At 58.1% G+C, this 26,587-nt stretch carries 26 protein-coding genes; 10 read left to right on the top strand and 16 right to left on the bottom strand.

Features of this window, described 5'->3' with window-relative positions; translation table 11 throughout:
- The first annotated feature begins 1 nt into the window (after position 1).
- From Poly24_RS17810 to Poly24_RS17795, 4 genes are all read left to right on the top strand, one after another.
- Positions 2-772, top strand: a complete 771-nt coding sequence (locus Poly24_RS17810; protein ID WP_145098447.1) for an enoyl-CoA hydratase/isomerase family protein — start codon at positions 2-4, stop codon at positions 770-772.
- Positions 757-2,517 carry an acyl-CoA dehydrogenase family protein gene (locus Poly24_RS17805; RefSeq protein ID WP_145098444.1) on the top strand — a complete coding sequence of 587 codons (1,761 nt, stop codon included), beginning with the start codon at positions 757-759 and terminating at the stop codon, positions 2,515-2,517. Before Poly24_RS17810 ends, Poly24_RS17805 begins: the two co-directional genes overlap by 16 nt.
- A 151-nt stretch (positions 2,518-2,668) precedes the next feature.
- Positions 2,669-2,911 carry a ribbon-helix-helix domain-containing protein gene (locus Poly24_RS17800; protein ID WP_145098441.1) on the top strand — a complete coding sequence of 81 codons (243 nt, stop codon included), beginning with the start codon at positions 2,669-2,671 and terminating at the stop codon, positions 2,909-2,911.
- Entirely contained in the window at positions 2,911-3,198 is a 288-nt protein-coding gene (locus tag Poly24_RS17795) for a type II toxin-antitoxin system RelE/ParE family toxin (protein ID WP_145098438.1), read from the top strand. The genes Poly24_RS17800 and Poly24_RS17795 overlap by 1 nt, the downstream gene beginning before the upstream one ends.
- 8 nt (positions 3,199-3,206) lie before the next feature.
- Here the strand turns inward: Poly24_RS17795 and Poly24_RS17790 are convergent, their stop codons facing one another.
- The gene (locus tag Poly24_RS17790; protein WP_145098435.1) at positions 3,207-3,422 is read right to left on the bottom strand and encodes an addiction module protein; all 216 of its coding nucleotides are present in this window, start codon (positions 3,420-3,422) and stop codon (positions 3,207-3,209) included.
- 220 nt (positions 3,423-3,642) lie between these two features.
- On the bottom strand, positions 3,643-5,343 hold the full coding sequence (locus tag Poly24_RS17785; protein ID WP_145098432.1) for an AMP-binding protein: 1,701 nt from the start codon (positions 5,341-5,343) through the stop codon (positions 3,643-3,645).
- A 149-nt stretch (positions 5,344-5,492) separates the two neighbouring features.
- Between Poly24_RS17785 and Poly24_RS17780 the strand changes: the two genes are divergently transcribed.
- Positions 5,493-6,668, top strand: a complete 1,176-nt coding sequence (locus Poly24_RS17780; RefSeq protein ID WP_145098429.1) for a thiolase family protein — start codon at positions 5,493-5,495, stop codon at positions 6,666-6,668.
- Positions 6,669-6,732: 64 nt separating this feature from the next.
- A complete protein-coding gene (locus tag Poly24_RS17775) occupies positions 6,733-7,587 on the top strand; it encodes an MBL fold metallo-hydrolase (protein WP_145098425.1) in 855 nt (284 codons plus the stop codon).
- Positions 7,588-7,590: 3 nt separating this feature from the next.
- On the opposite strand, the gene Poly24_RS17770 is transcribed toward Poly24_RS17775, so the two are convergent.
- From Poly24_RS17770 to Poly24_RS17745, 6 genes are all read right to left on the bottom strand, one after another.
- Positions 7,591-8,430 (bottom strand): S1 family peptidase, encoded by an 840-nt coding sequence (locus tag Poly24_RS17770; protein WP_145098422.1) that lies wholly within the window; start codon positions 8,428-8,430, stop codon positions 7,591-7,593.
- A gap of 75 nt (positions 8,431-8,505) precedes the next feature.
- The gene (locus tag Poly24_RS17765; protein WP_145098419.1) at positions 8,506-9,108 is read right to left on the bottom strand and encodes a GNAT family N-acetyltransferase; all 603 of its coding nucleotides are present in this window, start codon (positions 9,106-9,108) and stop codon (positions 8,506-8,508) included.
- A gap of 42 nt (positions 9,109-9,150) precedes the next feature.
- Positions 9,151-9,465 (bottom strand): type II toxin-antitoxin system RelE/ParE family toxin, encoded by a 315-nt coding sequence (locus Poly24_RS17760; RefSeq protein ID WP_145098416.1) that lies wholly within the window; start codon positions 9,463-9,465, stop codon positions 9,151-9,153.
- 9 nt (positions 9,466-9,474) lie between these two features.
- Complete coding sequence (locus tag Poly24_RS17755) at positions 9,475-9,717, bottom strand: ribbon-helix-helix domain-containing protein (protein ID WP_145098413.1); 243 nt, start codon at positions 9,715-9,717, stop codon at positions 9,475-9,477.
- A 168-nt stretch (positions 9,718-9,885) separates the two neighbouring features.
- On the bottom strand, positions 9,886-11,310 hold the full coding sequence (locus Poly24_RS17750) for a DUF1501 domain-containing protein (RefSeq protein WP_145098410.1): 1,425 nt from the start codon (positions 11,308-11,310) through the stop codon (positions 9,886-9,888).
- A 12-nt stretch (positions 11,311-11,322) separates the two neighbouring features.
- Complete coding sequence (locus tag Poly24_RS17745; protein WP_197451999.1) at positions 11,323-13,953, bottom strand: PSD1 and planctomycete cytochrome C domain-containing protein; 2,631 nt, start codon at positions 13,951-13,953, stop codon at positions 11,323-11,325.
- Between the two features lie 585 nt (positions 13,954-14,538).
- On the opposite strand from Poly24_RS17745, the gene Poly24_RS17740 reads away from it, so the two are divergent.
- Positions 14,539-14,805, top strand: a complete 267-nt coding sequence (locus Poly24_RS17740) for a hypothetical protein (protein ID WP_145098404.1) — start codon at positions 14,539-14,541, stop codon at positions 14,803-14,805.
- A 196-nt stretch (positions 14,806-15,001) separates the two neighbouring features.
- Complete coding sequence (locus tag Poly24_RS17735) at positions 15,002-15,931, top strand: CHAD domain-containing protein (RefSeq protein WP_145098401.1); 930 nt, start codon at positions 15,002-15,004, stop codon at positions 15,929-15,931.
- Between the two features lie 22 nt (positions 15,932-15,953).
- Here the strand turns inward: Poly24_RS17735 and Poly24_RS17730 are convergent, their stop codons facing one another.
- Positions 15,954-17,273: a beta-ketoacyl-[acyl-carrier-protein] synthase family protein gene (locus tag Poly24_RS17730; RefSeq protein ID WP_231753205.1), complete on the bottom strand. Its 1,320-nt coding sequence runs from the start codon at positions 17,271-17,273 to the stop codon at positions 15,954-15,956.
- On the bottom strand, positions 17,270-18,433 hold the full coding sequence (locus Poly24_RS17725; RefSeq protein WP_145098398.1) for a beta-ketoacyl synthase N-terminal-like domain-containing protein: 1,164 nt from the start codon (positions 18,431-18,433) through the stop codon (positions 17,270-17,272). Before Poly24_RS17725 ends, Poly24_RS17730 begins: the two co-directional genes overlap by 4 nt.
- 272 nt (positions 18,434-18,705) lie before the next feature.
- Here Poly24_RS17725 and Poly24_RS17720 point away from each other — a divergent pair, with 272 nt between their 5' ends.
- A complete protein-coding gene (locus Poly24_RS17720) occupies positions 18,706-19,689 on the top strand; it encodes a hypothetical protein (protein WP_231753204.1) in 984 nt (327 codons plus the stop codon).
- Between the two features lie 112 nt (positions 19,690-19,801).
- On the top strand, positions 19,802-20,605 hold the full coding sequence (locus tag Poly24_RS17715; RefSeq protein ID WP_145098395.1) for a hypothetical protein: 804 nt from the start codon (positions 19,802-19,804) through the stop codon (positions 20,603-20,605).
- 46 nt (positions 20,606-20,651) lie between these two features.
- Here Poly24_RS17715 and Poly24_RS17710 read toward each other — a convergent pair whose 3' ends face one another.
- The 6 genes from Poly24_RS17710 to Poly24_RS17685 form a co-directional block, all read right to left on the bottom strand.
- Positions 20,652-21,278, bottom strand: coding sequence for a cysteine peptidase family C39 domain-containing protein (locus Poly24_RS17710; RefSeq protein ID WP_145098392.1), 627 nt, complete (start codon positions 21,276-21,278; stop codon positions 20,652-20,654).
- A 74-nt stretch (positions 21,279-21,352) separates the two neighbouring features.
- Positions 21,353-21,793 carry a hypothetical protein gene (locus tag Poly24_RS17705; RefSeq protein WP_145098389.1) on the bottom strand — a complete coding sequence of 147 codons (441 nt, stop codon included), beginning with the start codon at positions 21,791-21,793 and terminating at the stop codon, positions 21,353-21,355.
- 12 nt (positions 21,794-21,805) lie between these two features.
- Positions 21,806-22,318 (bottom strand): DUF6931 family protein, encoded by a 513-nt coding sequence (locus Poly24_RS17700; protein WP_145098386.1) that lies wholly within the window; start codon positions 22,316-22,318, stop codon positions 21,806-21,808.
- Positions 22,319-22,377: 59 nt separating this feature from the next.
- Positions 22,378-22,668: a PAAR domain-containing protein gene (locus Poly24_RS17695; RefSeq protein WP_145098383.1), complete on the bottom strand. Its 291-nt coding sequence runs from the start codon at positions 22,666-22,668 to the stop codon at positions 22,378-22,380.
- Positions 22,669-22,720: 52 nt separating this feature from the next.
- Positions 22,721-23,371 carry a hypothetical protein gene (locus Poly24_RS17690; RefSeq protein ID WP_145098380.1) on the bottom strand — a complete coding sequence of 217 codons (651 nt, stop codon included), beginning with the start codon at positions 23,369-23,371 and terminating at the stop codon, positions 22,721-22,723.
- Between the two features lie 71 nt (positions 23,372-23,442).
- A complete protein-coding gene (locus tag Poly24_RS17685; protein WP_197451998.1) occupies positions 23,443-26,268 on the bottom strand; it encodes a type VI secretion system Vgr family protein in 2,826 nt (941 codons plus the stop codon).
- Between the last annotated feature and the right edge of the window lie 319 nt (positions 26,269-26,587).

Here is a 26,587-nt window from a genome sequence, read left to right as displayed (position 1 = left end):
GATGGAAGAATGGATCCTCGTCGAATCGATCCAGCCGGGAATTGAGTCGATCGTGCTGAACCGTCCCGGTCGCCGCAATGCGCTGAGCATCGAACTGTTGGATCAATTGTCTGCCGCGTTGCAACGGATTGAATCGGATCGCGGTAATCGCGTGGTGATTTTGCGAGCCGCCGGGCCGGTCTTCTCCGCGGGGCTCGATCTGCGTGAAGCTGCCGATTTCGCGTTGGTTGAACGATCCGCGGCGGCGGTCGAGCGGGCGCTGCGACAGTTGCGGGAGACATCGTTGATCGTGATCGCGGCGGTTCAAGGCGGCGCGTTTGCCGGCGGAGCGGGACTGATGGCAGCTTGTGATCTAGTGATCGCAGCAGAGGATGCCAAGTTTGGATTCCCCGAAGCCCGGCGTGGTCTGTTGCCCGCATTGATCTGCGATGTGCTGCGTTACAAAGTACGCGAAGGGGATCTGCGGGAACTGTTTCTGTTGGGCGACACAGTCGACGCCGCGCGAGCGCAGCAGGTTGGGCTGGTGCAGCGGATTGTTGCGGCAGCTGAGTTGCAAGCCGCTGCGGTTGCAGCAGCTGAGGCCGTGATCGCTGGCGGTCCCCAGACGATTCGCCAGACGAAGCGGTTGATCAACGAGACCTTTGCCGTTCCTAAAACAAAAGATGCGGGAGACAGTATCAAAAAACATCTGGCCGCTCGTCACAGCACCGAGGCGCATGAAGGGCTGGCTGCGTTTATTGAAAAGCGAGATCCAAGATGGGAAGCCACGTAACCGAACCGTCGGCGGAGCGTCTGCAGCAGCGAGCCGAACAGATCCGCCAAGCCGAAGAACTGCTGGGCTCGCTGCCGCAAACGATCGGATTGGCCAAGGGATTGTTTGCCGGCCGGTTGATAGCTGATTGGGTCTTTCCTTATCCGCAACTGTCGATCAATCAGAAAGCCGACACCGATGCGGCGGTTGCCGAATTGGAAGCGTTCTGCGATCGGAATCTCGATCCGGTGCGGATCGATCGCGAAGCGGATATTCCACGTGAATTGATCGATGGATTGGGGCAGTTTGGTTTGTTGGGGATGACGGCGCCCGAGGAGTTTGGCGGCCGCGGGTATTCCCAAATGGCCTATTGCCGATTGTTGGAAGTGATCGGCAGCCGATGTAGTGCGACGGCGATCTTCGTCAACGCGCATCATTCGATTGGGATGCGAGGGCTGTTGCTGTTCGGGAGCGATGCGCAGCGACGGCGTTGGTTGCCCGATTTGGTCAGCGGAAAGAAGCTGGCGGCGTTTGCGTTGACCGAACCCGACGCCGGCTCCGATGCGGCAAACGTGCAAACGATGGCGGTTCCGACGGCCGACGGTCAACACTTTGTGCTTAATGGGCAGAAACGATACATCACCAATGGAGCGATCGCGGATGTCTTGACGGTGATGGCGCGAACGCCGGTCGCCGAGAGCGACAAGACGGCGATCACCGCGTTTCTCGTTACGCCCGATATGCCGGGATTCCAGGTGACCGAACCGCGGATGGAAAAGCTGGGGATCCGCGGGACCGCGACGTCTCGGTTGGCCTTCGACAACATGCGCGTACCGCGTGAAAATATCTTGGGGCCGATCGGCAAGGGATTGAAGGTCGCCCTGACGGTGCTCGATTTTGGCCGCACCACGTTCGGAGCCTGTTGTACCGGAGCGGCGAAGACTTGTCTGCAACTGGCGACCGAACACGCGCATCGTCGACGGCAGTTTGGCCGCTCGTTGGCGGAGTTCGAACTGGTGCAACAGAAGCTGGTGCGGATGTCGGCTTGGACCTACGCGATGGAAGCGATGACAACGGTCACGGCGGGGCTGATCGATCGCGGTTTGGAAGACTACATGTTGGAGACCGCGATGTTGAAGGTCTGGAGCACCGAGCGGTTGTGGACGATCGTCAACGACGCGTTTCAGATTCACGGCGGCGCTGCCTACTTCACCGACCTGCCTCTTGAACGGATGCTCCGCGACCATCGCATCAATCAAATCGGCGAAGGGGCCAACGAAGTGCTGATGTCGTTCATCGCGTTGACGGGGATGCGAGGTCCGGGCTTACAGATGCAAGCGGTCGCGTCGGCGTGGAAACATCCGCTGCGGGACGCCGGGTTGGTGTGCCGGTTTGCGACCGATGGGCTTCGCTTGCGGTGTTGTTCTCCCGCGGTCCCGCTGCGAACGCCGGAACTGCGACGGTACGGAAAGCAGCTGGGAAAACAGATCCGCCGCTTTGGGGCGACGGTGCAAAAGACATTGGTCACGCATCGCGAAGAGGTGCTCGAACGCCAGTTGGTGTTGGAACGAATCGCATGGATGGCGATGGAGTTGTTCGCCGCGGCGTCGACGCTGAGCCGATTGGACAGCGATCTGGCGAACAACGATCGCACGCACGATGCCGTCGCACGATGGTGTTTCGCTGATTCACATCGCCGCATCGAAGGATTGCAGCGAGCGATGCGTTGTAATGACGACGACCTGCTGAAGCGTGCAGCGAATTAGTCTTGGGCGTCCACGAGATAAAGTTGTCAGTGGACGCCGGGGAAGCAAGCAAAGTATATTGGGGTAGAGTTTCCATTGTGAAACCTGCGGCCTAGCGGCAAAACCATGTTGAGCGACCGACGGCAATCCGGAATCGAGCAGGAACAACGAGATGAGTACAGGCATTCCAGAAGACATGGAGTCATTCGTTCAGCGAATGGTCGTTGGGCGTAGGTTTTTGAGTGAACAAGATGTGGTTACCGAAGGATTGCGTTTGCTTCAGGCTCGCGAGACCCTTCGTGATGAAGTTGCCAAAGGGTTTGCGAGCCTCGATGCAGGCCAAGAGGTTCCAGCGGATCAAGTGTTTGCAAGGGCTGAACAACGAATCGCGGAAATTGAACGCGGAAACCGATAATGGCCCACGTCATCTTCTCACCGGAAGCAGATGACGATCTCGAAGCAATCGTTGACTACATTGCACGGGACAAGCCGATGGCCGCCCGCCAATGGCTTTGGGAAATTCTTAAGACGTGTGAAATGCTTGCGAACCAACCGGGGGTAGGGGAAGATCGCAAAGGTCTTGGTGTTACGGGGTGCCGGTCTTATAGCGTTGGGCAGTATGTTGTGTTCTTCCGTGCGAGGGAGGATGGCATCGAGGTCTCGCGGGTGATTCACGGAAGCCGCGACATGACGAATCTCTAGGTCGCCCGCTATCGCCCGAGTGCCACGCGAAATTCGTCTTCTGTCAAAGCGGACGAAGGATCTGCTTGGTATTCCGACCAGCGACGATTTAGCTCCGCTTGTTGGGCTTCGGATAATTCCGTCCCCACATCGCGGGGCAATTGGTCCCAAATCGCCTGCACGACTCGAAGTTGGTCGCTTGGCGGCAAAGCTGCTAGGTCGTTGATCACTTGTTCTACGGTCATGGACTGTCCTCCGGTTCCACTAGTCTACCAGATAGCTAATCGGTTGCGTATGAGAAGAAGCTGAGGCTCCATGGGGACACGATGCCACGCTCGATGGGATCAAATGTTACGTGTATAGCTTCCAGCAATCTGAGCAACAAATTGGGCTAGGTCAACTGAAGACTTGCCGGATCTGAACGCGGCTAGTTTTTTTAAGCCCCGTTGATGGGAGGCTCTGCAATTAAGCGGTTTCGATATTTGCTTCGTCTTGTAGGCCCAGTTCCTCGATCCCTTGTTCGCGGATTTTGAACTTCTGGATCTTGCCGGTGACCGTGGTCGGAAACGAATCGACAAACTTCCAGTACCGCGGGACTTTGAAGTGCGCCAAACCGAGGCGACAGTATTCGCGAAGCTCCGTTTCGGTCGCCTGTTGATCGCGTTTGAATTTGATCCAGGCGAGGATCTCTTCGCCGAAGCGATGATCGGGAACGCCAACGATCTGCACTTCTTCCACCGCCGGGTGTTCGTACAGCCGCTCTTCGATCTCGCGGGGATAGATGTTTTCGCCGCCGCGAATGATCATGTCGTTCAACCGGCCCGTGATTCGGTAGTAGCCATTGGGTTGTCGCATGCCGAGATCGCCGGTGTGCAGCCAGCCATCGCGATCGATTGCGGCGGCGGTTTTATCGGGCTGGTGGTAATAACCAATCATCACCCCGTGGCCGCGGCCGCAAAATTCGCCCTGTTGGCCGTCGCCAAGTTCGGCGCCGGTATCGGGATCGACAATCTTGGCTTCAAATCCGGGCAGTGGCCGCCCGACCGTGCCGACTCGCAATTCGATCGGGTCGTCGGTGCGTGTCTGCGTGATCAACGGAGAAGCTTCCGTTTGGCCGTATCCGATCGTGATTTCGCTGGCTCCCATCTCTTGCGTGACGCGTCGCATTAATTCGATCGGACAGGGACTGCCTGCCATGATCCCTGTCCGCAGCGACGAGAGGTCGTGTTTGGAGAACGTCGGATTTTCCAGTTGAGCGATAAACATCGTCGGCACGCCATAGATCGCCGTGCAACGCTGCGATTCGATCGCCGCCAACGTCTCTCCGGGATGAAAGCATTCCGACGGGAAGATCATTGCCGATCCGTGCACGATGCAGCACATTGTCCCCAGGACACAACCGAAACAATGGTACAGAGGCACCGGCAGGCAGACGCGGTCGCGCGGTCCTAGCCGCTGCGATTGGCCGGCGTAGAAAGCGTTTAAGAGGACGTTGCGATGCGACAGCGTCGCCCCTTTGGGATGCCCGGTCGTGCCGGAAGTGAACTGAATGTTGATCGCGCGGTTCGGGTTCAAGCGTTCGGCAACTTCGTCGACACAGGCTTGTGGTACCGAGACGGCCCCCGACATCAGATCGTACCACGACAATCCAAACGACGGCTGATGGCCACGCATCTCGACGATCCAACGCAGACGGGGAAACGTTGGGCTGTGCAGGTGTCCGGGCGTCGATGAGGCCAGATCTGGCGCCGCTTCGAGAAGAATTTCTTGAAAGTGCATCGTCTTATAATGATCGATCAACGCCAAGCCGCGGACATCGGCTTGTTTGAGCACAAACTTCAGTTCGCCCGCCCGGTACGATGGGTTGATGTTGACCAGCACGACGCCGATCCGCGCGGTGGCGAATTGCAGCAGAACCCATTCGGGAACGTTGGTCGCCCAGACGCCGAAGTGGTCGCCGGGAACGAAGCCCAACGCCAGTAGGCCGCGAGCGACTAGATCGACTTCGCGATCCAGCTCGGACCAACTGACCCGAACGCCCGGCCCGCAGAAGACAATCGCGTCGTCATCCGGGTATTGACGTGCGGTCTCTCGCAACACTTGTCCGATCGTTAGCCCGTCGACCCACGGTGTCGGCGGAGCAACTGGCAATTGAGCAGTACTCATTTGTGAACTCCCGTCCGCGTGTACTCCTTCATTTTAGGGAATGCAGTGGGGAGCAGGCGATCAAAATCTTCGAGAATTAGTGATCGGGTAGAACGCAGAATTTCCTAAAATACAAGGAAACGAAGGCTGTTCTTGCGAAAGGTCATTCGATGTCGACAGCTTATATTTTGTCGGCGTGTCGCACGCCAATTGGTCGTTTCCAAGGCGATTTCGCCTCCGTGGCGGCTTCCGATCTGGCGGCTGTCGCAATTCGTGAAGCGATCCGGCGGACGGGATTGTTGGACGCCGAAGTCGACGAAGTGATACTCGGCCACGTCTTGTCGGCGGGTGTTGGTCAAGCACCGGCGCGTCAGGCGGCGCTGCGAGCCGGGCTGCCCGAGACGGTTGCGGCTTGCAGCGTGAATAAGGTCTGTGGTTCGGGACTGAAGGCGGTGATACTGGCCGATCAAGCGATTCGGTCGGGCGACGCGAAGCTTGTTGTCGCTGGAGGGATGGAGAGCATGAGTCGCTGCGGTTGGCTGTTGCAACGTGGGCAGCGGGCGTTGGGGGATCAACAGTTGACCGATTGGATGTTGCACGACGGTCTGACGTGCGCGATGACGGGGGATTCGATGGGAGCGATCGCCGACCAGTTGGCCGCTCGCGCGAAGATCTCCCGCCCGACGCAAGACCGCTTTGCTTTGGAGAGCCATCGTCGGGCGATCGAGGCGATCGATGCAGGGGCCTTCGCTGAGGAGATCGTTCCCGTTGCGGTGAACACCAAAAACGGAGCGATTGAAATTTCCAGCGACTCTGGCCCGCGGCGGGAGACGACTTTGGAGCAGCTGGCGGAACTGAGGCCGGTGTTTGGCAAGGAGGGAAGCGTGACCGCCGGGAACGCTTCGATGATCAGCGACGGCGCGGCGGCGGTTGTTGTGGCCGATGCGTCGGTCGCGGAGCGCAGCGTTGTTCACCCGCTGTGCCGGATTGTGGCGACGGCGACTTCCGGAGGTGCTCCCCAAGATCTGTTTACCGCCCCGGTGGCTGCGATTCGCGAAGTTATCCGCAAGGCGGAGTATTCGCTACAGGAGATCGATCTGTTCGAGATCAATGAAGCTTTTGCCGTGCAGATGGTCGCCTGCATCGATCAGCTTGACATTCCTCACAGCCGTGTCAACATTCACGGCGGAGCGATCGCGTTGGGGCATCCGATCGGCACAAGCGGCGCTCGGGTTCTGGTGACATTGCTGAATGCGATGCAGCGTCACGAGAAGCGTCTCGGGATTGCGGCGCTCTGTTTGGGAGGAGGCAACGCGGTGGCGATGCTCGTCGACCGAGAGATTTGAATTGAAGCAACTACTTAATGATTTCGAGCGAACCGCTGGATGGTTCGTCGGCAAGGTGATCTGAATGAAACGTTCGTGGATTCCCGTTGGAGAGCTGCAATTGTTGCCGGTCAGCGGCGGGCAATTGTGGATCGACGGTGGAAGCATGTTTGGCATGGTGCCACGGATGATGTGGCAACGGTTCGCCGAACCCGATTCGCAGCACCGGGTGCTCGTCGAAACGAACTGCTTCGTCGTGCGGACTCCGACTTCGCTGGGGATCATCGACAGCGGATATGGCGGCAAAGCGGGGCCGAAGATTCGTCAGAGGATGAGCATGGAGGATGGGATGCCGCTGGTACGAAATCTCGCCCAGCATGGGATCGTTCCCGACCAAATCGATTGGGTGATCCTATCGCATCTGCACTTCGATCACGTCGGTGGCTGTGTCGCCCGCGATGCCAGTGGGCGGTTGGAACCGGTCTTCCGCCGCGCTCGGCATATCATCCAGCAGACCGAGTGGGCCGACGCGACGGGAAAGATTCCCGAATTAGTCGGTTCGTATTTCGCCGACGATATTGTGCCTTTATCCGATGCGGGGTTGGTCGAACAGGTCGACGGCACGACCGAGATCGTCCCCGGCGTGACAGTGACGTTAACCGGAGGGCATACGCGCGGTCATCAATCGATCGCGCTGCAATCGGGCAACGCGTCGGCGATCTTTGCGGGAGATATCTGTCCGACGGCGGCGCATCTGCCGACCTTCTGGACGCTTTCGTACGATCAGTTTCCGCTGACCGTACGTCGATTAAAGGCCAGTTTGTTCGACAACGTAATCCAGCACGATCGGGTGCTGTTGTTTTCCCACGACCCAGTCACACCGGCGGTTCGATTGACACGTTCCGCCGACGGTCAGGTTGTCGGGCACGCGGTTGGTTAGCGGTTAGTCGGCCTGTCGTCCGGCTTCCTGGGGTTCGGATGCATCGGTCGGTTCATCCTCGGTCTCTTTTTCAGCTTCGCTCGCGACCGGATCTCCCGACGCTGCATCGATTGCTTCGCGGATCAATCTCGCCGGCACAAGCTTCGCCAACTTGGCTCCGGTCTCGTCGACGGCAACGGCGATGTACATTCCGACGATCGCGATCGCGTCGGGGGACTGCATCGCGCGAAAGACCGGGCTGCCGCTGGTTCCCGAAGCGACGGTCGGCGTGGCGTAGATAATCGGAACCACGCCCCAGTCTCCTTTCGATTTCAATTCGCGCGAAGCGATGTGTCCGCGAACGACTAGCGAACTGATCGGCGGTGTGGTTCCGTAGGCCAACGGAAAGCCAACGAACTCGATTTCGCTGGCTCGCGGCGGCGTTGAGGTCAGCAACGCTTCATAGGGAAGGCTGAGGTAGTTGAAATCGGCGATGTCGGACTTCGACGCCCGCGTAAGCTGAAGCCGTGCGACCGCCAAATCGTTGTTCTTGTACTGAGTCCAAGGGTTGGTGTCGGAGGGGACGATTCCACGCAGCTGCATCCAACGCGATTCGCCACTGTCGCGGGTGTATAGGATCCGCGTATCGCTTTTGGTTTCATCCGCTGCATGGTTCGCAGTGACCATGAATAACGCGTCGCCCTTTTGAATGAAGAAGGCGGTCGCGTGCTTGTTCGATGTTTTCTGTTTGGTCTGAATCGCAACGACCTTGTCCCAATGTTTCGGTTCTTGCGATTCCTGCCCCGCCAGATCACAGGCGATAAGAGAGCCAAGCATCAAGAAGATGAAGAGGTGAGTTTTCATGGGAATCCATCCGAGCGCGGGGAGCAAAACAAGCGATCGCAGTGGGGAGATTATAGAGTGGTTCGGGGCGGCAGGTTAATCTCGCGATTGCAGCTTGAATTCCAAATGACTTTTCACCGCAGGCCATTCGTGCTGCAGGATCGAATAGACGCAGGTGTCGCGGAGCGTGCCGTCGCGGTGACGTTGCTGGCTGCGAAGAACGCCATCGAGCTTGGCTCCCAGTCGCTCGATCGCTCGACGGCTGGCGAGATTCAGACTGGAGGTGCGGTACTCGACCGCGATGCATTGCAGCGTCTCAAACGCATGGCTCATCAGCAACAGTTTGCACTGCGTGTTCAGGCCCGTCCGCTGCACGCGCTGGGCGTACCAGGTCGAACCGATCTCGAGCCGTTTGTGCGTGGCGTCGATGTGCATGTAGGTCGTCATGCCGACGATCGTGTCGTTGGCATCGCGGACGACGAAGGGCAACATCGAACCGGAGGCCTGCAGATTCAGTCGTCGCTCGATCTCGGCCATCATCCCTTCGGGAGCGGGAACGTTGGTGTACCACAGCTTCCAGAGCTGGCCATCGCTGACAGCGGCGGCCAGTGAATCATGGTGCTCGCGCGACAGCGGTTCCAACGTCGCTAGGGGCCCGCGAAGCGTCACGGGCTGCGGCCAAGGGAGTGGATCGTTCATCGAGTCTCCGTACGCTGTCGTGGTCTGTCGTCTTGTCGGTCGCTAGATTTTGGTTGCTTCTGTATTCATGTCCTGCCCGCCTCGCAGAACCCTAACTATCTCGATGGAATCTTCTCGCTCCACGTAGAACACAACGTGGTTGGGGAAATCCTTTACCAGCTTCGTTCTCATCCCTGCCAGATCGGGAACGCTGTTTACGAACGGTGATCCGCTTTGAGGAAACAACGCCAAGCCTTTAATGGTCTGCTCAGCTCTCTCTAGAAATCGCAACGCAGCATCCATGCTGCCATCGGCAATATACATCGCGTGCGATTCGACATCCTCGCTGGCTTTGGGCCGCCGGATGATAGGTTTCAACTTCGCCACTTATTTGACGCTTTTGGCGATCACTCGTTCTTTGATTGCCTTCCACTCGGCGTCGGTCCAGGGTTTGGCATCGCCGCTCGAAATTCCTGCCATCAGTGCTTGTTCGGTTTCGCCTTGCTTCTCACTTGCTGCGGCAACTAACGCCGCGATGTATTCACCAGCTGTTGAATAACCGGCTTGCTCCGCTCCTCGGGAGACAAACGACATTAAATGCTCTGGCAATTCAACCGGGATGCTGGACATCGCAACTCTCGCTTTCTCGGTGATGGTTCACGAACGACAACATGGTTTTTACGCGAAGTCCCTTCGGGGCCAACTTCGGCGTGGTTCCGGCCGAGCCTACATTATACGATCAAAGGTTGCTTCAAACCATCTTCGCTTGGATAGAGAATGTGGCGTCAAGACCCATCGTTATGCGATCAGTTCGTCGACGACGCGGCCGTGGACGTCGGTCAGGCGGAAATCGCGGCCAGCGTAGCGATAGGTCAGTTTTTTGTGATCGAAACCTAACAAGTGCAACATGGTGGCGTGCAGGTCGTGGACGTGAACGCGGTTTTCGACGGCTTTGAAGCCAAATTCATCGGTGCTGCCGTGGACGTAGCCCCCTTTGACGCCGCCGCCAGCCATCCAGACGGTAAACCCGTGGTGGTTGTGGTCGCGACCGTTCATCTTGCCTTGGTTCGTTCCTTCTTTGGGCATCTCCACAACGGGAGTCCGTCCGAATTCACCGCCCCAAATGACGAGAGTGTCCTTGAGCATGTCACGCTGTTTCAGATCGCGTAACAGTGCGCCGATGGCTTGATCGCATTGGCCGGCCAGGTCGCGGTGGCGTGCTTCCAAGTCGTCGTGGTTGTCCCACGGTTGACCCGCCCCGTGCCACAGTTGAACGTAGCGAACGCCTCGTTCGACAAGCCGCCGGGCGATCAGTGTCTGCCGCGCGTGGACGCCTTTACCGTACATGTCCAGGATGTGCTGCGGTTCGCGATTGATGTCGAACGCCTCGGCCGCGTCGGACTGCATTCGATAGGCGAGTTCGAACGATTGGATTCGGCTTTCCAATTTCGGTTCGCTGGTTCGAGTCGACCGATGGATACCGTTGAGTTGGTTCAGTAGATCGAGTTGTTGCCGTTGGTCGTCTCGGGAGACGCGGAAGTTGTTGATGTTTTCGATCAGTTTTTCGATCCGAGTATTGTTCGAATCGACGTAGGTGCCTTGATAAATGCCGGGGAGGAAACCCGACTGCCAGTTCTGGGCCCCTTTGATCGGATAGCCGCCGGGGCACATCGAAACAAAGGCTGGCAGGTTCTGGTTTTCCGTGCCCAATCCGTAGGTCATCCACGATCCGACGCTGGGGCGAATCAAACGCGATTCGCCTGTGTTCATCAGCATCAACGACGGTTCATGGTTCGGGACGTTGGCGTGCATCGAGCGGATGACGGCGATGTCGTCGATCGATTTCGCGGTCTCCTTGAATAGCTCGCTGACCTCGATCCCGCTCTCGCCATACCGCTGGAATTTGAAGGGTGATCCCATCAGGGCACCGGTCGGACGTTCGGTCTTTAGGTTGCCGCCGTCCAACGGTTGGCCGGAGCGTTTTTGCAGCTCGGGTTTCGGGTCGAACGTATCGACATGGCTGGGCCCACCGTTCATGAACAGATGGATCACCCGTTTCGCCTTCGCCGGAAACTGAGGCGGCTTGGGGAGCAGCGGATTGGCAACCGAATCGGCGACCGCTTCGCCATGCATCAGGTCGGCTAGAGCCAACGATGCAAAGCCCATTCCGCTGCGGCAAAGCAGTTCGCGACGCGAGAGTCCACAGTTGTTGTATGCATTCATCGTTGCGATCACTCAGTCAATAAAAGTTAGTTCGTTGCTAATCAGCAAGGCGTGGGCGAGTTGTTCGAAGCGAGTCAGCAGACGCGGCTGCTTGCCATCGGGATTGCCGCTGAAGTCGGTTTTCGAATCGAAATCCGCGATCACGCCGCGATCGCTTTGGAAGCGGATTTGAATGGTCCATTGATACGAATCAAACGCCGTCGAGATGTTGTCTTCGGCGACGAAGTCGATCACTTGACCTTCCTTTACCTGGACGGCAAGCTCCCGCACCGATTGTTCGGAATTCATCAACAGCTCTTTGAAAAGCACCTTGCCTTCCGAGGCGATCGACATCCGCACGCCATCCCCTTTGTCGCTGGGATGTTTCATCTCACATGAAATTGTGACCTCGCCGGTTTGCGGCGCGGTCCACCGCCGGACCGAAGCGATCACGTCGCCGGGATGGCCTCCGGTTGGCGTCAACGAAGTGTATTGCAGGTGCTCGTCGGGAATCTTCGGTCCGCCGGCCCAACGTCCCTTTTGGAAGTGGGGCAGGCGTTTGAAGTCGGGGACGTGCGTTCGGGCTTCGTCGAAGTTGCCGTATCCGTAGTCCCACGCCGAGGCAGGCGAGACGGGGACGGTGGCTGGATCGATCGGAGATTGGCAGAACTCGATCGCATACCGCAGCTCTTCAGCCGTCGGTTGGCGTTTCAGCACACGCAGGAACAAGGCGTTGATTTTTTGGTCGAGCGATTCGGTCGGCAGTCCCCGCGTCGCCACGTTGGCGACTTTGATGCTGGCATCCAGAATGAACGGGCTGTTCATCAGATACAGCGATTGTTGAGGAACCGTGGTGTAGTACCGCTGTGGTTCGTGCGCATCGGGGCTGGCGACATCGAAGACCCGGAACAAGGCGGGCAATTTCTGTCGATCGATGAAGGCATAAACTGTTCGTCGCGATTGAGGTGAACCGTCGCTGACCACGACCGGCGCGCCCCCCTTTTGTAGATCGAGTTGACCGGCGGAGGCGAGGATTGTGTCGCGGAGCGATTCGAAATCGCGGCGGCGTGCGATACCGCGAGCAAAGTACCAGTTGTCGGGATCGCGTTGGACGACCTCGGGAGCAACTTGGCTCGATTGTCGGTACAGATACGAGTTCGCAATCCGCCGGACCAAGTGTTTGATGCTGTCGCCCTGCTCAGCAAAATCGACGGCCAGATCGTCCAAGACCGCCGCCTGCACTGGCAGTTCGGTTCGGACGCCGTAGTCGCTGGGCGTGCCGACGATCGGCTTGCCCATCAGATGCATCCAGACACGATTGACGAGGACGCGTCGGGTGAGCGGGTTGTTGTGGTCGACGATCGCTTGGGCGAGATCCAAGCGGCCGCTGCCGTGGGTAAACTTGGGAGGTTCGTCGCCGTGCAGCGCGGTCAAGAAACGCCGCGGTGCGATCGGGCCGCGATTTCCACGCTGGCCGCGAACCCAGACCGGATGATCGGTCGTCTTCTCTTTGTCGAACAACGCCAGTTTCGATGGCAGGTCGTCGCGATATTCGCTGCTTTTCATCACGCCCACCAACGAATAGTAGTCCATCGTTGGAATCGGATCGAATTTATGATCGTGGCAACGAGCGCACTGAACCGTCAGGCCCAGTAGGCCGCGGGTGACGACATCGATGCGGTCGTCGACGATGTCTTCGTTGCTCAAAAAGCGGCGACCGATTGTCAGGAAGCCCATCGCGTCGAGATCGCCCTGTTCGTTTTTGGGATCGATCGTATCGGCGGCCAGTTGCAACGTGACCTGGCGATCGAAAGGCATATCGTCGTTGTAAACGCGGATCAGCCAGTCGCGATAGTTTTCGCTCTCCAACAACCGCGGTTCCCGCTTCGCCGGCGCGTAGCCAACGGTGTCGGCATAACGGGCGACGTCCATCCAGTGCCGCCCCCATCGCTCGCCATATTCGGGGCGGGCCAACAGGTTATCGACGACGCGGCGCGCGGCGTCGGGACGTTCCGAGGCAAGAAAGCTGTCGATCTCGTCGCGGCTCGGTGGCAGACCGATCAAGTCGAAATAGACGCGTCGTAGCCAGGTTTCGCGATCGGTGGGGCCGCTCGATTCGATTCCTTCGCGAGCCATCCTTTCCAGGGCGACCGCATCGATCGGATCGTCGCTGCGAGGATCGATCTTGTCGACCGCGGCAGCTTGTTGCGGTGGTTGGAACGCCCAGTGCTGACGCCAATCGATCTGAGGTTCTTCTGCGTCGGGCGTGTCGTCGACGCGTGGATCGTAAGCTCCGTTGGCGACCCATTTACGAAGGATCTCGATTTCTTCGTCCTTCAACTTGCCTTCGGGAGGCATCTGCATCGACCCATCGTCGTACAGAACGGCTTTGACCAGCAGGCTTTTCGCCGAATCGCCGGCAACGATCGCGGCCCCTCGCGAACCGCCCTTGGCCAACGCCGCAGCGGAATCGACTCGCAAGCCGCCCTGCGCCTCATCGAACTCGCGCGAATGGCACTCATAGCAGCGTTCGATCAACAGCGGGCGGACCTTGGTTTCGAAGAAGGTCTCGGCAGCCGCAGAATCTTCGCAGCGCGCGGTGTTGCCCGCGAGTAAGGCGGCCAGCAGGATAAGCTGCAGTTGAAATATTGGGCGTGTAAGCATAAATGCGGGCTGAGCGAGTGGCGGGGGCGTAAATTGCCATGGAACCTTCTGAAGGCGAAAAATGCAACGCTCTTCGGGTCTCAGGTGGGCAGAACCCATTATACATCGACGCCGATTTCCCGCCAGCGTTCTCCGAGGCACGTTCCTCTTGCAGCCACCTTTATTGTGGTGTTGGAACCTTTCGAATGGACGGCGCCGGTTTAATCCGCAGAACCGGACTCTTAACGCTTTCCAAAGCCGATTTGAAGTTGCGTTCAGCCCCTTTGGTCAGCGTTCCAATTGCGGCTTCCCAACGGTTAAACGAAGGGAAAAGAGAAGTCCCTCGAGACGGGAGGGAGCACGTCGATGAGAAGCGTCTTCAATGGGGGAATCGGATACCGGTGGTGGCGTTGGTCAACCGTTCTGGAATCAAGGGGCGGCGTGTGATTTCGAGGGCTCGATCGATCGCAGCAACATCGCGATTCGCCCCAGTTGTTCCCGCGATATGCGAACGTTTGTCTTCCCGCGGTCGGAGTTGGATACGGGACGCCATCGGGGGTGCCACTTCGGTGAACCCAAGTGTGCGGGATCGCAGATAGCGCCGCAATGACCGCATTGGATCGCAACGTTGCTCCACTGGATCGATACGATCATGGGACGCCCACAAACCTGACAATTCTGGTGGAAATAGAACTGGTCCATGCGAACGATGCCTTTGAGTTCTGGATGATTGGAAGCTTTGATTCCGCGGTGCCTGTTGAATCCTTCATCAACTGTGATCCGAACCCAAGTCCATTTGTGTTTGCCCGCATCTCGAAGCGTCGCATCGCGACCGCCTGCCCTCGAGGTGGGGACAATTGTACATTCATTTGAGCTAGGTAAAGGGGGCATGCCAAAAAAATACGGAACACGCCGTCTGATTTTCACCTAACCGAATTTGAAAGCATTGCGATTTGGCCATCATAAGAAGGGGGAGGTGGAGACGAAACATCGTGCTACGTGCTACGATGAGATGCGTGGCGTAGATAATCGCTTCCTTTACGAACATTTGCACCTTGGGAATTGATACATGAAGATCCGGTTTAGTGGCGGCGAATCGGTGCAGCAGGGCATTCAGCGGATTGCGGCGACGCAAATTCAGCAATCGATTGACGACCTCTCGAATCACGAACTCGACCGCAGCGAGGTCGTGCATGATGTCCGCAAGCGATGCAAAATGATCCGTGGCATGTTGCGGTTGGTGAGGCCAACGATCGGCGAGGTGTACGAGCGCGAAAACACTTGGTTTCGCGATGCCTCTCGAAAACTATCCGGGCTGCGCGATGCCGATGCCACGCTCGAAGCGCTCGAGCGGCTGCGAGAGTATGGTGCGAAGGAGGTTCCGGGGAAACTGTGGGACCGGTTGGACGCGGTGTTAGATAACCGCAGCCAAGTTGCCAGCTCGGGCACGCTCGATTGGGAGCCCTTCTTCGTTGAAGCGACCCAAGACATGCAGGCCGCTCTCGATCGTGTGCCCGAATGGAATTGCGACGAGGATGGATTTGACGCGTTAAAGCCCGGTCTTGAAAAGACGTATCGACGCGGCAAGCGGGCGATGCGCGATGCGCTCAAAGAGCCATCCGACGAGCGGCTTCACGAATGGCGGAAGCACGCTAAGTACCAAATGTACCAAGTGCGGATTCTGCGCGACGCGAGTGAACGCGAACTCTCCAAGCGTGGGAAGCGGTTGAAACGACTTACCGATTTGTTGGGGAACGATCACGATCTCGTGGTCTTGCACCATCTGCTTATCGAACATCCCGACTTCAAGAAATTGCGACAAGCGAAAGGGTTCAAACGATTGAGTGGGGCGATCGACGCGCGCCGCAGCGTCCTGCAGAAGCAGGCGAAGAAACTGGGGAAGAAGTTGTTCTCGGCGTCCAGCAAAAAGTTCTCCGGCGCAATCGAACAGGCGTGGCAGCAGTGGCACGACGATGCTGCGGTAGTGGAAGCTCTGTAGGTGTCTGCTACGACGGATGCCTTCAAGCAGCCGCCGATTGCCAATACGAACGCGGTTCGCTGACCCGCGATAGGATCAACGCGGCGTTCTGGCCACCGAAGCCGATGTTGTTGCTTAGGATATGCCGGCACTTGGCATCTCGGGCGACGTTGGGAATGTAGTCCAAATCGCATTCCGGATCGGGGTCGTCGTAGTTGATCGTTGGGGGCAACGTATTGGTCTGCATCGCCATCAAGGAGACTGCCAATTCGATCGCGCCGCAGGCGGTCGTGGCATGCCCCAGCATACTTTTGGTGCTGGAAACGGGGATGTCGTAGGCGACCGATCCCAGGGCGGATTTAATCGACCGCGTTTCGACCTTGTCGTTCAAGACCGTTCCGGTTCCGTGGGCGTTGATGTAATCAAGGTCTTCTCCATCGATTCCCGCATCCTTTAATGCGCGTCGAATCGCTTGGACACATCCACGTCCTTCGGGATGGGTGTCGGTGATTCGGAACGCATCCTGCGCCGACCCGTAGCCACTGATCTCCGCGTAGATAGGGGCCCCACGTCGCCGCGCTTGTTCGAATTCTTCCGCAACAAACAGGGCGCCTCCTTCGCCGATGACAAACCCGTCGCGGCTGCGGTCAAACGGGCGTGCGGCTTGCTTAGGGTTGGCATTCTGTTGGCTGAGCGCTGATAGCCGGCTGAAGCCCGTGACGCCCAGTTCATGGATACAGCTGTGGGCCCCGCCGCATAACATCGTGTTGACTTCACCGCGTCGGATCATTCGCACCGCTTGGCCGATCGCTTGCGACGACGAAACGCATGCTGCGATGCAATTCACACTGGGCCCTTGCAGATTGAAACGACCTGCCAATGCGATCGCGGGCATCTTGGGATCAAACTGACGCTGCGATTCGGGATCGAATAAACGCAACGCGGTGTCGGTGTAGGCGGCGGGTTGAAAGCTGTGATCGTTCAACGATTGAGAGATCGAATCCACCAGCGGGCTGAAGGGGGTGAACGGTTCGCCACAGCCGAGATAGACGCCCGAAAGTCGCGGATCGAAACGCTCTAGATCGATTCCCGAATCGCGAACGGCCATGATGCCTGCGGCGAGTGCAAAGCGTGTCTGACGGGGCGCCGTGGCCCACTGACGCGAGTTTTCGCCAACACTTTCCATCGACCACGACTTGGGAACTTCCGCAGCGATGCGGACGGGATACTCCGACGCGTCAAAGGTTGAGATCGGCCCAACGCCCGAACGCCCAGCGGTGAGATTATCCCAGAACCCATCCAACCGGTGGCCCAGCGGTGTGACGATTCCCATTCCTGTGATCACAACACGACGATGCATCATGCGGCTCGCGACGTTTGAAGGTTGCGGACGACCAGGCAGCTGGCGAGTCCATTGTTGGTGATGCCAAGATTAAGGGCAGCGTGTTCCGCATCTGGAGCGGTTGCGGCCAAACGCATCAGCGCCATCGCCAATCCGATCGCGCCGCTGCCCGCGTCGACCTGACCGATCCATTCGCTGAGGTTCATCGATTCGGACAACGGGGATCCCAACGATTGTTGGATCGCGGAGTCGCTATGTGGGCCGTTGTAGATGACGCATTGAATCGCATCGCGATCGGCGAGATGCGACTGAGCCACCGATGCGCCGATGGCGTTGCGAATCGCGTCATCAGGTTTGGGGACCATCGTGTTGTCGATCACGCAACTGCTGCCAATCCCCAGCACCTCGGCATAGATCGTCGCATTGCGATTGCGGGCGGCGTCGAGTCGTTCGATCACAAACGCGGCGGCTCCTTCGGAAGCTTCGCCTGCCACTGCGTCGCCTTCGTTAGTCGATCGGTCACAACGGATGGAAGTGCCGGTGCTGCCGGCGATCATCGCGTCGGCTTCGTCGTCTAACAAATGGTGTTTGGCTTCCTGGATGGCAAGGTTCGCCGAAGCTTCCGCTTGCGTGATCGTATTGTTGGGACCCTGGTAATCGCAGCCGATGGCGATGTGGCAGGCGGGCATGTTGGGTAACACGCGCAGAACCCACAAAGGATCGACGTGGGGAAGGCCTTGCGAACCCCAGGCGTTCGGGATCGGCTGGTCGGGCGATTCGGAACAGGCTTGCACGCCGGCGATGAAATCTTCTGGTCGGACTTCGACGTTGCCTGCGCCGAAGCAAACGCCGACCCGTTGGGAATCGTAGCCCGCCGTGTCCAGGTCGGCAGCTTGGATCGCTTGGTAGGCCGCGGCAACGCCAAGTTGGGTTTCGCGATTCATCAACTTCATCGACTTCCGCAAACTGCGTTTTCGAACGGCGGGCAGGTTGCCAAAATCGTCGATCGCGCCGGAATAGCTTGCGATCGGTCCAAAGACGGGAACTGAAGTAGCGGCCGACGCCATGGCTCGCGATTCGACTGTGGCTGAACTCAGCGATGCGAACCCGGCTCCTAAGGAACTGAAGACGCCAACGCCGGTGATGACGACGCGGTTGTGTTCGGAGGAATGGTGGTTCATGGGGCTCCCTGCCCTCGGATCGGTTGAAATCCTCGAAGTGCCTGAATCAGCCCTGCCACCATAGCCGCTGCGGCGAATCGCTGTCTAGATCAGCCTTGGCTAGCAAATTGCCCGCGGGCAAGCGGTTCGTTGACGATCAGCAAAAAGAAACGGCGTCGGGCTGATAGGGCAAAGTCGCTGCGAAGATGTGCCGATAATTCGGAATGTGGCGGTTCGCATCGATGATGCGAATTCAAGTCCCAGGGGTTTATGGTAGTAGGAAGGATAATCTTATGAACGTGCGCATCCGGCTTGCCCACGTCATGGCATTTGCTGGCATTTTGGTTGTATCGACAGCCTCGGCTCAGCGGCCACGACCGATCGTACCCGGCACCGGAAAGCTGGTCACGGCAGTGGGTGACGACTTCGAAGATCCGAACTGGCGATACGTCCCTCGAAATCCCAAGAGCACCGAGGATATCGACGAAAACCAGCGCGGTCCGACCGGGAAATCGGTCAACGGCCGCTGGTACGAAGGAATCAAACGTGGCCATCCCGACATCGTGCGCCGCGTTCCGACGCCGCCGGGCGGGTTGCCTGGTAGCGAAGGATCGTTGTTACTGAAGTCGATGTTCACGGGAATTCCCGGCCAAGCGAGCAACGAGTCGCACAACCAAGACGACTTCATCTGCAACGTTCAGTACCGTCTGAACGGTCGCGTGCCGGTGGAGAGCCAACCGAATGTGGTGACGCGCGTCTGGCTGCCTAAGGTGAAGGATTGGGAGGATCGAAGCGGTCCCCACTTTGGCTTCCGATTGGCCCTGGAAACCACGGCGATCAAAGAGTCGGAAAAGGGCTTCTTGATGTTCAAAAGCAAAGGCCCGGAAAACGAGGTCTATTGGCCAGGGATGTTTGTGGAGTTGCAACGTAAAGAGAATACGCGGCAGAACTACGATTACGCCTATTGGCGAATCCGTTGCGATTCCAAAGGGCGCGATTTCCAAGGCCCCCCCATCACCACGACGGGTTGGTGGACATTGGGGCTCTCCTGCACAACCGACGGAATGGTGCATTACTACATCTCCGAAGGGGTCGATGACTTGACGCAAGAGGACTATGTCACGTCGCTGTATCCTTACAGCTACAAGACGGAGCGGTTGCGAAGTTTCTTCTACAACACGATGAGCCGCGACGATGGACGCACATGGAGCACCGGCGTGATTGTCGATGACCCGAAGCTGTACTTTGCTAGCGAGCAGCGGATGGCTTCACGTTAGTCTCGGTGGAGGCGCAGCCAAACGTCGCCCTGTTTTTAGACGAGTGCTAGCAAACGGATTGCTTGCGTTTCCGCTCTGGCAGCGGTTGCGCGAAGTCGTCACAATATCGTCCATGAAAGAGACGGACTTCCAACGAATGGGGCGGTATGCGTTAGAGCGACGCTGGACGCCTCAACAAATCGCAACCAAGCAACAAGAAATCTTGCGGACGACGCTTGCTTTGTCGTCGACGCTTGATGGTGTGAACTTTACGCGGATGGCGGCGGCCGATCTGCGACGGATGTGCATGCTCTACGACGACCACTTTTTTGAAGGTCGTTTGTTGTGGTTGGCTCGCCGCGAGGGGATCGATTTTAATCTCTCCAGCCGGATGACGCGGGCGGCTGGCAAAACCGTCACCACCTACGATTCGAAAGTCCGCGATCCGCAAGTGCCCGGCGGTAGGAAGCGTACGTTTGAAGTGATCCTTTCGACGACGTTGTTGTTCCAAACCTTTCACGATCTCGACCGGCAAGTGATCGTCAGCGGATGTGTTTGCAACAACCGCTTGCAAGCCGCTCAACGCGTCTGCGAACACGAGCTTGTTCATTTGGTCGAGATGCTCTGCTTCAACGACAGCAATTGTGCCAAGCGGCAATTCCACGGGATCACTCGGCGGTTCTTTGGGCACACCGATTATCAACACCAATTGATCACGCAAGACGAACGCGCCGCGAAACGCTTTCAGGTCAGTGTCGGCAGCCCGGTCGAATTCCAATACGAAGGGAAGATGTTGCGCGGCAAAGTGAATCGCATCACGCGTCGCGCGACGGTCTTGGTCCCCGATGGAAAAGGGCAGATGTTCGACGACGGGCAACGCTACAAACGGTTTTATGTTCCGTTGGAGCGATTGAAACCTTTGGCTCAGGCGTCGTAGCCGCGTCGATCGCAAGTTGCGCCCAATACGCTGAATCCGCAATCTTCTAACGCGGCGAAAACGAGGCATCGCAGCCCAGGCAAAAGAACCGCTGCCAGAGTCCGCTGGAATTCCAGTCGCTCGGATCAAACAGGCGGTTGGGCGCCAGAGTGATCGGCGCGGCGCAGCGTGGACATGTTGGTAGAGATTCCGCAGTGCTTTGCGTTTCGCTGAGAGCGGGTTTGTCGATGGCGATCAAGACATGTCCCGAGGTCTCGCGATTGGGCTTCCAGAGTTGTAGGAAACGCTGCCGGTCGAACCTTTGGTTTTTCCCCAGGAAGGGATCATCCAGCGTGATCGTTGCATCGTCGATCGTTGCCAATAAAGTGAAATGTCCTTCATCCGCGGCACGGTAAGCGCGATGGTTCAGAACGACCGTGATGCCGGCGTCAAGGCAGGTTTGAATCGCCTGCCACGCGCGTTCGGGCTGGCACTGCAAAACGGCGGCATCCAGCTGACACGTGCGGGCCAGGGCGGCTATCAGGTACGATCGCGCGGCGCGAGTGCCAAACGGATCGTCACGCGTGACGGCGTGCCAGATCGCATCGACCGATCGATCGATGCCAAACCGGCGGAGTGCAGCGACCAGCGAAATCGGGCCGCATGATCGCGGTTGAGCGTTCTCCTTGCACACTCCAGCTCGGTTAAAGGGCGATGCCGGAGAGATGGCAACGGTTGACGTGGTTGATGGGTTGACGGTCGCCATGATTAGGAGATCGACCAATCTTGCCAAGCCGCTCCGGGACCGTCGTCGATCGTTGGATCGGGGATGGCGGGGACGTAGCGGTCTCGCATTTCATCGGCGAATTGCAGCGACAGTCCGCTTGGCAGTGCGGCGGCCAACGGGACCAAGTTCTTGCGAATCTCAGCGGCCGGCGGTACGTTCGCGAGGTTCTCTTTGGCCTTTGCGATGTTCTGGCGGGCTTGTTCCATTTGCGTATCCATGTGGGCGATCTGCTTTTCAAACGCATCGATCGCTTCGGGATAGGCGGTTCGCATTTTGCCAACCAGCGGCTGGGCGACCTCCATCAAACGGTTCAGCACTTTTTTGACTTGCGACGGCGGCAAGGTTTCGATTCCGATGCGCATCTGGCTCTGAATGTTGTCCAGATCGTCCCACAGTCCTTCAACATTGTCTGGCGTTTTCATCGTTGGGTTCCGTTAAACAAGTTGCGGTTTCGGTTGCGTTGGCTCGGCCGTCGGCATGGGGCGAGTGATCGCCTGACGTGCCAATTGCAAGAGATTTTGAGATGCGGTCGCTCGTTCGACCGGAGGGCTGGTGGCCAGCAGATTGTGGATGAAGCCTTTGGTGTAGGGGCCCGATACGTTGGGCGTTGGCACGGCGATTCCCGCTTCGTCGGTCTTCAACTGGCCGCCGCTGAATTGCACCGCTTGCAACAGCCACTTGCACATTCCAACGGTATCGGACTTGGCTTGCAACGCCGCAGCGCGGCGCAGGTCGTCGCTTGGTTGGAAGACCCAACGCGCAGCGATCGCCAGCGCGGCGTCTTCGACGGGCGGAGGCGTGGGACGCCAGATCGACCAGGCCGACAGGCAGCCCCACCAGATCAAGCGATTTGTGGGAGCGTGCTGGCACATCGCATCGATCCCATTGTTGGGCGTCCGCGCTTCGATTTGGGCCACCAATATTTTGTCTAACTGATCGAGGTTCATGAGTTATTGCTTTTGGATAGAAAACGGTTCGCAGATCGCGTCGGCGGTTACAAATGCCTTCAACCGCCGATCATGACGGTCGGGCAGCCCAAGGTGATCGACCCGCCATGCGCGGTCATATCGCCCATCCGCGCTGCCGGTTTGCCGCCGACCATCACGGTGCCGCTTCCCATCACAATCGAATCGGGCGGTCCGACACAAACACACAGGTCGCCGACGACCGATGCGGGCAGGCCGCCAATCAGGACGGTTGGGGCTCCAGGGCCGGAGATCGGACCTCCGACATGAGGCACCAAAGCGGTGACCATTGGACAGGTGTGGAGGTCGGCAACTCGTGCGGCACAGGGCATCGTTCAGCTTTCGTTTTTTGAGGTTGGAATCCAACGTGTTACCGTGGCGATCTTAGTTGATCATCACCATCGCACCTTTAAGGGTCATCGTTCCCGATGCGCTAACTTCGGTCGACGCGGTTCCCTTGACCGTCATCGTTCCTGAGGAACTGACTTCGGTCGATGCCGTCCCCTTGATCGTGGCGTCGGCGCTGGCGGAGACCGAAACACTTGGCGCTTTCATTTCCGCCGATGCGGTCCCTTCCACGGTGACTTCGATACCTTCGATCGTGATTCCGGTAGCGCTGATCGTTATTTTGTTCGTGCCGACCGAAAGTGTGATCGAATCGACGCCGATCTCGATCTTGGGGGACCCTTCGATCTGACCGTTTTCAAGCACGATGCTGCCGCCGTTGCCTTCGAGGTCGACCTGCTGCATGCAGGGGGCAACGCCTGCCCGTAAGCCGATGTTTCCTGTGTTCCCCGAGTCGACGACGATGCCGTCGGCAAGGACATCGATCCGACACTGATCGACTTGCGAAGTCACTCGCCCGTTGGCCTGAAGGCAAACGTTGCCGTCGTCGTTGGGCCCTTCGGCAGTCAGACTGACCCGTCCCATCAAGGGATCCGTGGGGTCGGTCGGCGTACTTTTGACCTGGGCTCGTACCGAAAAATCGGCGCATGTGGTGGCGTGTTCGCCCATCAGATGAATTGCGTTATCCAACGTTAACCCCTATGTTTTGCCGCATGTTTTGAATCCGAATCTTCTAAAGACTCGCTATCCGTTGAATGGTCCTAGGTCGCTGCAGGGGCTTCCGACGGTGCTGCGGATGCTGCTCCGCCAGCCTCTGCCCCGCCCGCTTCTGCGCCGCCCGCTTCTGCGCCCCCAGCCTCTGCGCCGCCCGCAACTGCTCCACCGGCACCGCCCTCATCCCCGTCGTCATCCTCGTCGTCTTCAACGATCTGCTCCAATTTACGTTCACTGGTGGCAGCGGAAGAGAGCGCGTTTTCGACTTCAACGGTTGCGGCCTGGGTGCTATCGGGCGCAGCCGAATCGGTCGTTTCGAGAACGCGTGCGGATCGTTGCACAGCCACTTCGCTATCGTCGACCGTATCCTCCACCGAAGCCGTTGCATCGTCGACCTTCGCAACGGTCGATTCCATGAAGACCAGTAGACCCTGCAAACGTGGAAGGATGTTAAACGTCCAGACCTCGGCGAATTTGACGAACCCCTGCCAGTGTTCCCCTTTGTGGGAGACCGCTGCTTTGGTTAACAACATCACCGCAAGGTCGATGATCAACAGCAGCGCCACGGCGATTTCACAGGCGGTCGTTGCGGGGGCATCGACCGGCGTTTCATTTCCCTTCGAAAACCGTGTGGCCGGCTCCTTGGGAACAGGTAACACCTTGGTGATTTTGTAGCCGCGATGGCATTCGATCGCCTTTCCATAGTGCAGATTGCTTTTGCCTCCAAACGTCGTCAGACCCTGTCCCCCAGCGCCGAAAAGCAGGGGAAGCAGAGGGTTGAGGAGCATGCCTGCGGTGGGAGCAGACTCGCCAATCTTGTCGGCCAGGAACTCGAAGAAATCCATCGGGTCGCAGACCATCGAAATGTTGCAACCATATTTGCTTGCGTACGATCCGCCGAAGGTTTTTGAAAACGAATCGCCTACGGTGAAGTCGATCTCACCCTTATCGTCGGCCAAGAACAAACTCTTGAGCATCTCGGTAACGCTGAACCCCGACTCCGCCTCTTCCCCTGGCTCTTTGAACTGGGCATCGGTTCCACCATCGTCGCCACTCATGTTGTTGCCGCCGCCGCCGCTTCCGCCGATCGCGTCGAACAACCAATGGTGTCCTTTGAATTGGATCTCTTTACCCGCCGACCATTTCACTTCCGTGGTTTCGCTGCTGATGCTGTGGTAGGTCTCCGAATGCAGCTCCAAGTATTCGGCTCCCTCTTTGTCATGGAACACGACGGTGCTGGTGTTGTTGACCGGATTCCCTTTGTGCGAGCAGGAGTGAATGCCGCAGGAGAGCTTCAGCGAGGGGAGCGTCAGCGGTGGCATGTTGGTGGCATTGTAGACGCTCCCCACGATGATCGGCCGATCGGGATCGCCGTGTTCAAAAGCGACGATCACTTCATGATCCACCCGCGGCCAGAAAAATGCGCCCCAGCGCGGTCCAGCCCAAAATTGGCCAACACGCACCCAACAACTGGTATCAGTGGTCCCGGTTTGCCACGGAAAGACAACCTTGACGCGACCGTACTTGTCGACGCAAACATGATCGTCTTTCTGGGAAGCGTCGCCGACAACCGTGGCCGGAACCACGCCGTCGATCCTTGGTTTGGCCGTCTTTCGTGCGGGACGATAGGGAACCGTGACCGAGCTGCAACGAAAGCGATTCTTATACGTCAATTTGACATCGCGGTGCCCGCTGTGTTGCCCCGTCGCCAAGCGGACAAGATGTTCGACTTGCGTCAAATAGTAGGCTGTCGGATCGGGAATGCGATCGCGCACCAGTTGGAACTTATTCCCTGGACTCATCACCGCCACGTCGCCCTCGCCACGGAACCGCGCGACCTGGTACTGCAATCGCGCCGCGCGAACCTTGGCATCCGATTCAGCCAATGAATCCAGATCTACTAATTGCTTGCGATCCGCGCCCGCAGGGGTGATGTCATCGACCCGATCTGCGACCTCCGATGGGTAACACATCCACGTGGTCGCGGCGTTCGCCGTCGAGCCGCAGATCGTCGTATGAGAGCTGTCGGCTAACGACTTGGGGCGTTGAAAGTGTCGGTCCAACGAGCGGCTCGTTTCGGGCACCAATTGGCGCGTGGCGATCCAGCGGCGGACCCGCATCGAATCGCGAACACCTCCGCCGACGTCATCGAATCGGTAGGTGGGAATGGTTGCTGCCGAAGAGTCCGAGGATGTTTCGCTTGCGGAAGCGCCAGACGATGATGGCGGTGGCGAATTCGCCGCGTCGATGCTGTCGGTGATTACCAAGCGTTCGGTGCGATCTTGCGGATCGACAGCTTGCCCTTCGTATTGATGTTCGAAGAAGTAGAAAAGGCCATCTGCTTCGAGCAAGCGGCTGACAAAGGCAAAGTCGCTCTCGCCGTATTGGACGCAGTAATTGTGTGGTTTGGTTTCGTTCGCCAATCGCCAATCGACGTTCATGCTGCCCAGAACGGTGGTCACGATCTCGCGGGTCGTCTTCTGGCTGAACATCCGGAAACGTCGATTGAGTCCCAGTTGCCACAGTCGCGGACGAAGGATCGCTGTGAAATAGCGGTCGCGGTCGTCGCTGTGGTCGTAGGAGACGTGGGACAGGATCCCGCAGAAGTCGCGTGTCGCGGGGGCGTGATCGGCGGCAACGACCGACAACCATTCCGGGTTCGGTAATTGAAAACTTGCCATTACTGCCAGGCCGGTGAATTGGTCTAACGTTACCGGGTCGTGCCGATTCGAACGCAACTTCAGTCGGAACCGATACAGTCCACTGATCCGTTCACGACCACGAATTTCGGTTAGGCGAAACCGATCCACTCCAAGGCTTGAGTGCAGATGGATGCGTGTCTGCACCGGATCGATCAGGGAGTCGACGGACATGGAATCGTTACCTACAGATCGAAGGATGGTTCTCGATCGGCGGTCCCTGCCATGACGTATCGCCCTATCCTTAGGTCGATGCAGGCAGTGTCGACACAATGCCCTGCTGAACGGCATCGGCCACGGTGGCTTGCCGAGGTCACTGCAATCTTCTCGTTGTGTGCGGTTTTGGACTCGACTGTTCCTGCTGCGCGAAGCTTGCCGGTTGTACGGTCGACAGTGGTTGGGAAAAGCATCCGAATCAGGCACGAATTTTTTCTGACACGGTTTTCGAGGTTATGTTTGTGCGGCATCGTCTGGCCAGCGGGCAACGAAGTGA

Source organism: Rosistilla carotiformis (assembly GCF_007753095.1).
GTDB classification, from domain to species: domain Bacteria; phylum Planctomycetota; class Planctomycetia; order Pirellulales; family Pirellulaceae; genus Rosistilla; species Rosistilla carotiformis.
This window is presented reverse-complemented; position numbering and strand designations above follow the sequence as displayed.

Coding starts and splice junctions, on each gene's coding strand:
- Poly24_RS17685 (WP_197451998.1), bottom strand. CDS start 26,268: ATGTCCGTCGACTCCCTGATCGATCCGGTGCAGACACGCATCCATCTG.
- Poly24_RS17770 (WP_145098422.1), bottom strand. CDS start 8,430: ATGAAAACTCACCTCTTCATCTTCTTGATGCTTGGCTCTCTTATCGCC.
- Poly24_RS17705 (WP_145098389.1), bottom strand. CDS start 21,793: ATGAAAACGCCAGACAATGTTGAAGGACTGTGGGACGATCTGGACAAC.
- Poly24_RS17795 (WP_145098438.1), top strand. CDS start 2,911: ATGGCCCACGTCATCTTCTCACCGGAAGCAGATGACGATCTCGAAGCA.
- Poly24_RS17805 (WP_145098444.1), top strand. CDS start 757: ATGGGAAGCCACGTAACCGAACCGTCGGCGGAGCGTCTGCAGCAGCGA.
- Poly24_RS17745 (WP_197451999.1), bottom strand. CDS start 13,953: ATGCTTACACGCCCAATATTTCAACTGCAGCTTATCCTGCTGGCCGCC.
- Poly24_RS17765 (WP_145098419.1), bottom strand. CDS start 9,108: ATGAACGATCCACTCCCTTGGCCGCAGCCCGTGACGCTTCGCGGGCCC.
- Poly24_RS17720 (WP_231753204.1), top strand. CDS start 18,706: ATGAACGTGCGCATCCGGCTTGCCCACGTCATGGCATTTGCTGGCATT.
- Poly24_RS17725 (WP_145098398.1), bottom strand. CDS start 18,433: ATGAACCACCATTCCTCCGAACACAACCGCGTCGTCATCACCGGCGTT.
- Poly24_RS17780 (WP_145098429.1), top strand. CDS start 5,493: ATGTCGACAGCTTATATTTTGTCGGCGTGTCGCACGCCAATTGGTCGT.
- Poly24_RS17750 (WP_145098410.1), bottom strand. CDS start 11,310: ATGAATGCATACAACAACTGTGGACTCTCGCGTCGCGAACTGCTTTGC.
- Poly24_RS17790 (WP_145098435.1), bottom strand. CDS start 3,422: ATGACCGTAGAACAAGTGATCAACGACCTAGCAGCTTTGCCGCCAAGC.
- Poly24_RS17715 (WP_145098395.1), top strand. CDS start 19,802: ATGAAAGAGACGGACTTCCAACGAATGGGGCGGTATGCGTTAGAGCGA.
- Poly24_RS17785 (WP_145098432.1), bottom strand. CDS start 5,343: ATGAGTACTGCTCAATTGCCAGTTGCTCCGCCGACACCGTGGGTCGAC.
- Poly24_RS17735 (WP_145098401.1), top strand. CDS start 15,002: ATGAAGATCCGGTTTAGTGGCGGCGAATCGGTGCAGCAGGGCATTCAG.
- Poly24_RS17740 (WP_145098404.1), top strand. CDS start 14,539: ATGACCGCATTGGATCGCAACGTTGCTCCACTGGATCGATACGATCAT.
- Poly24_RS17810 (WP_145098447.1), top strand. CDS start 2: ATGGAAGAATGGATCCTCGTCGAATCGATCCAGCCGGGAATTGAGTCG.
- Poly24_RS17755 (WP_145098413.1), bottom strand. CDS start 9,717: ATGTCCAGCATCCCGGTTGAATTGCCAGAGCATTTAATGTCGTTTGTC.
- Poly24_RS17695 (WP_145098383.1), bottom strand. CDS start 22,668: ATGCCCTGTGCCGCACGAGTTGCCGACCTCCACACCTGTCCAATGGTC.
- Poly24_RS17775 (WP_145098425.1), top strand. CDS start 6,733: ATGAAACGTTCGTGGATTCCCGTTGGAGAGCTGCAATTGTTGCCGGTC.
- Poly24_RS17800 (WP_145098441.1), top strand. CDS start 2,669: ATGAGTACAGGCATTCCAGAAGACATGGAGTCATTCGTTCAGCGAATG.
- Poly24_RS17700 (WP_145098386.1), bottom strand. CDS start 22,318: ATGAACCTCGATCAGTTAGACAAAATATTGGTGGCCCAAATCGAAGCG.
- Poly24_RS17730 (WP_231753205.1), bottom strand. CDS start 17,273: ATGATGCATCGTCGTGTTGTGATCACAGGAATGGGAATCGTCACACCG.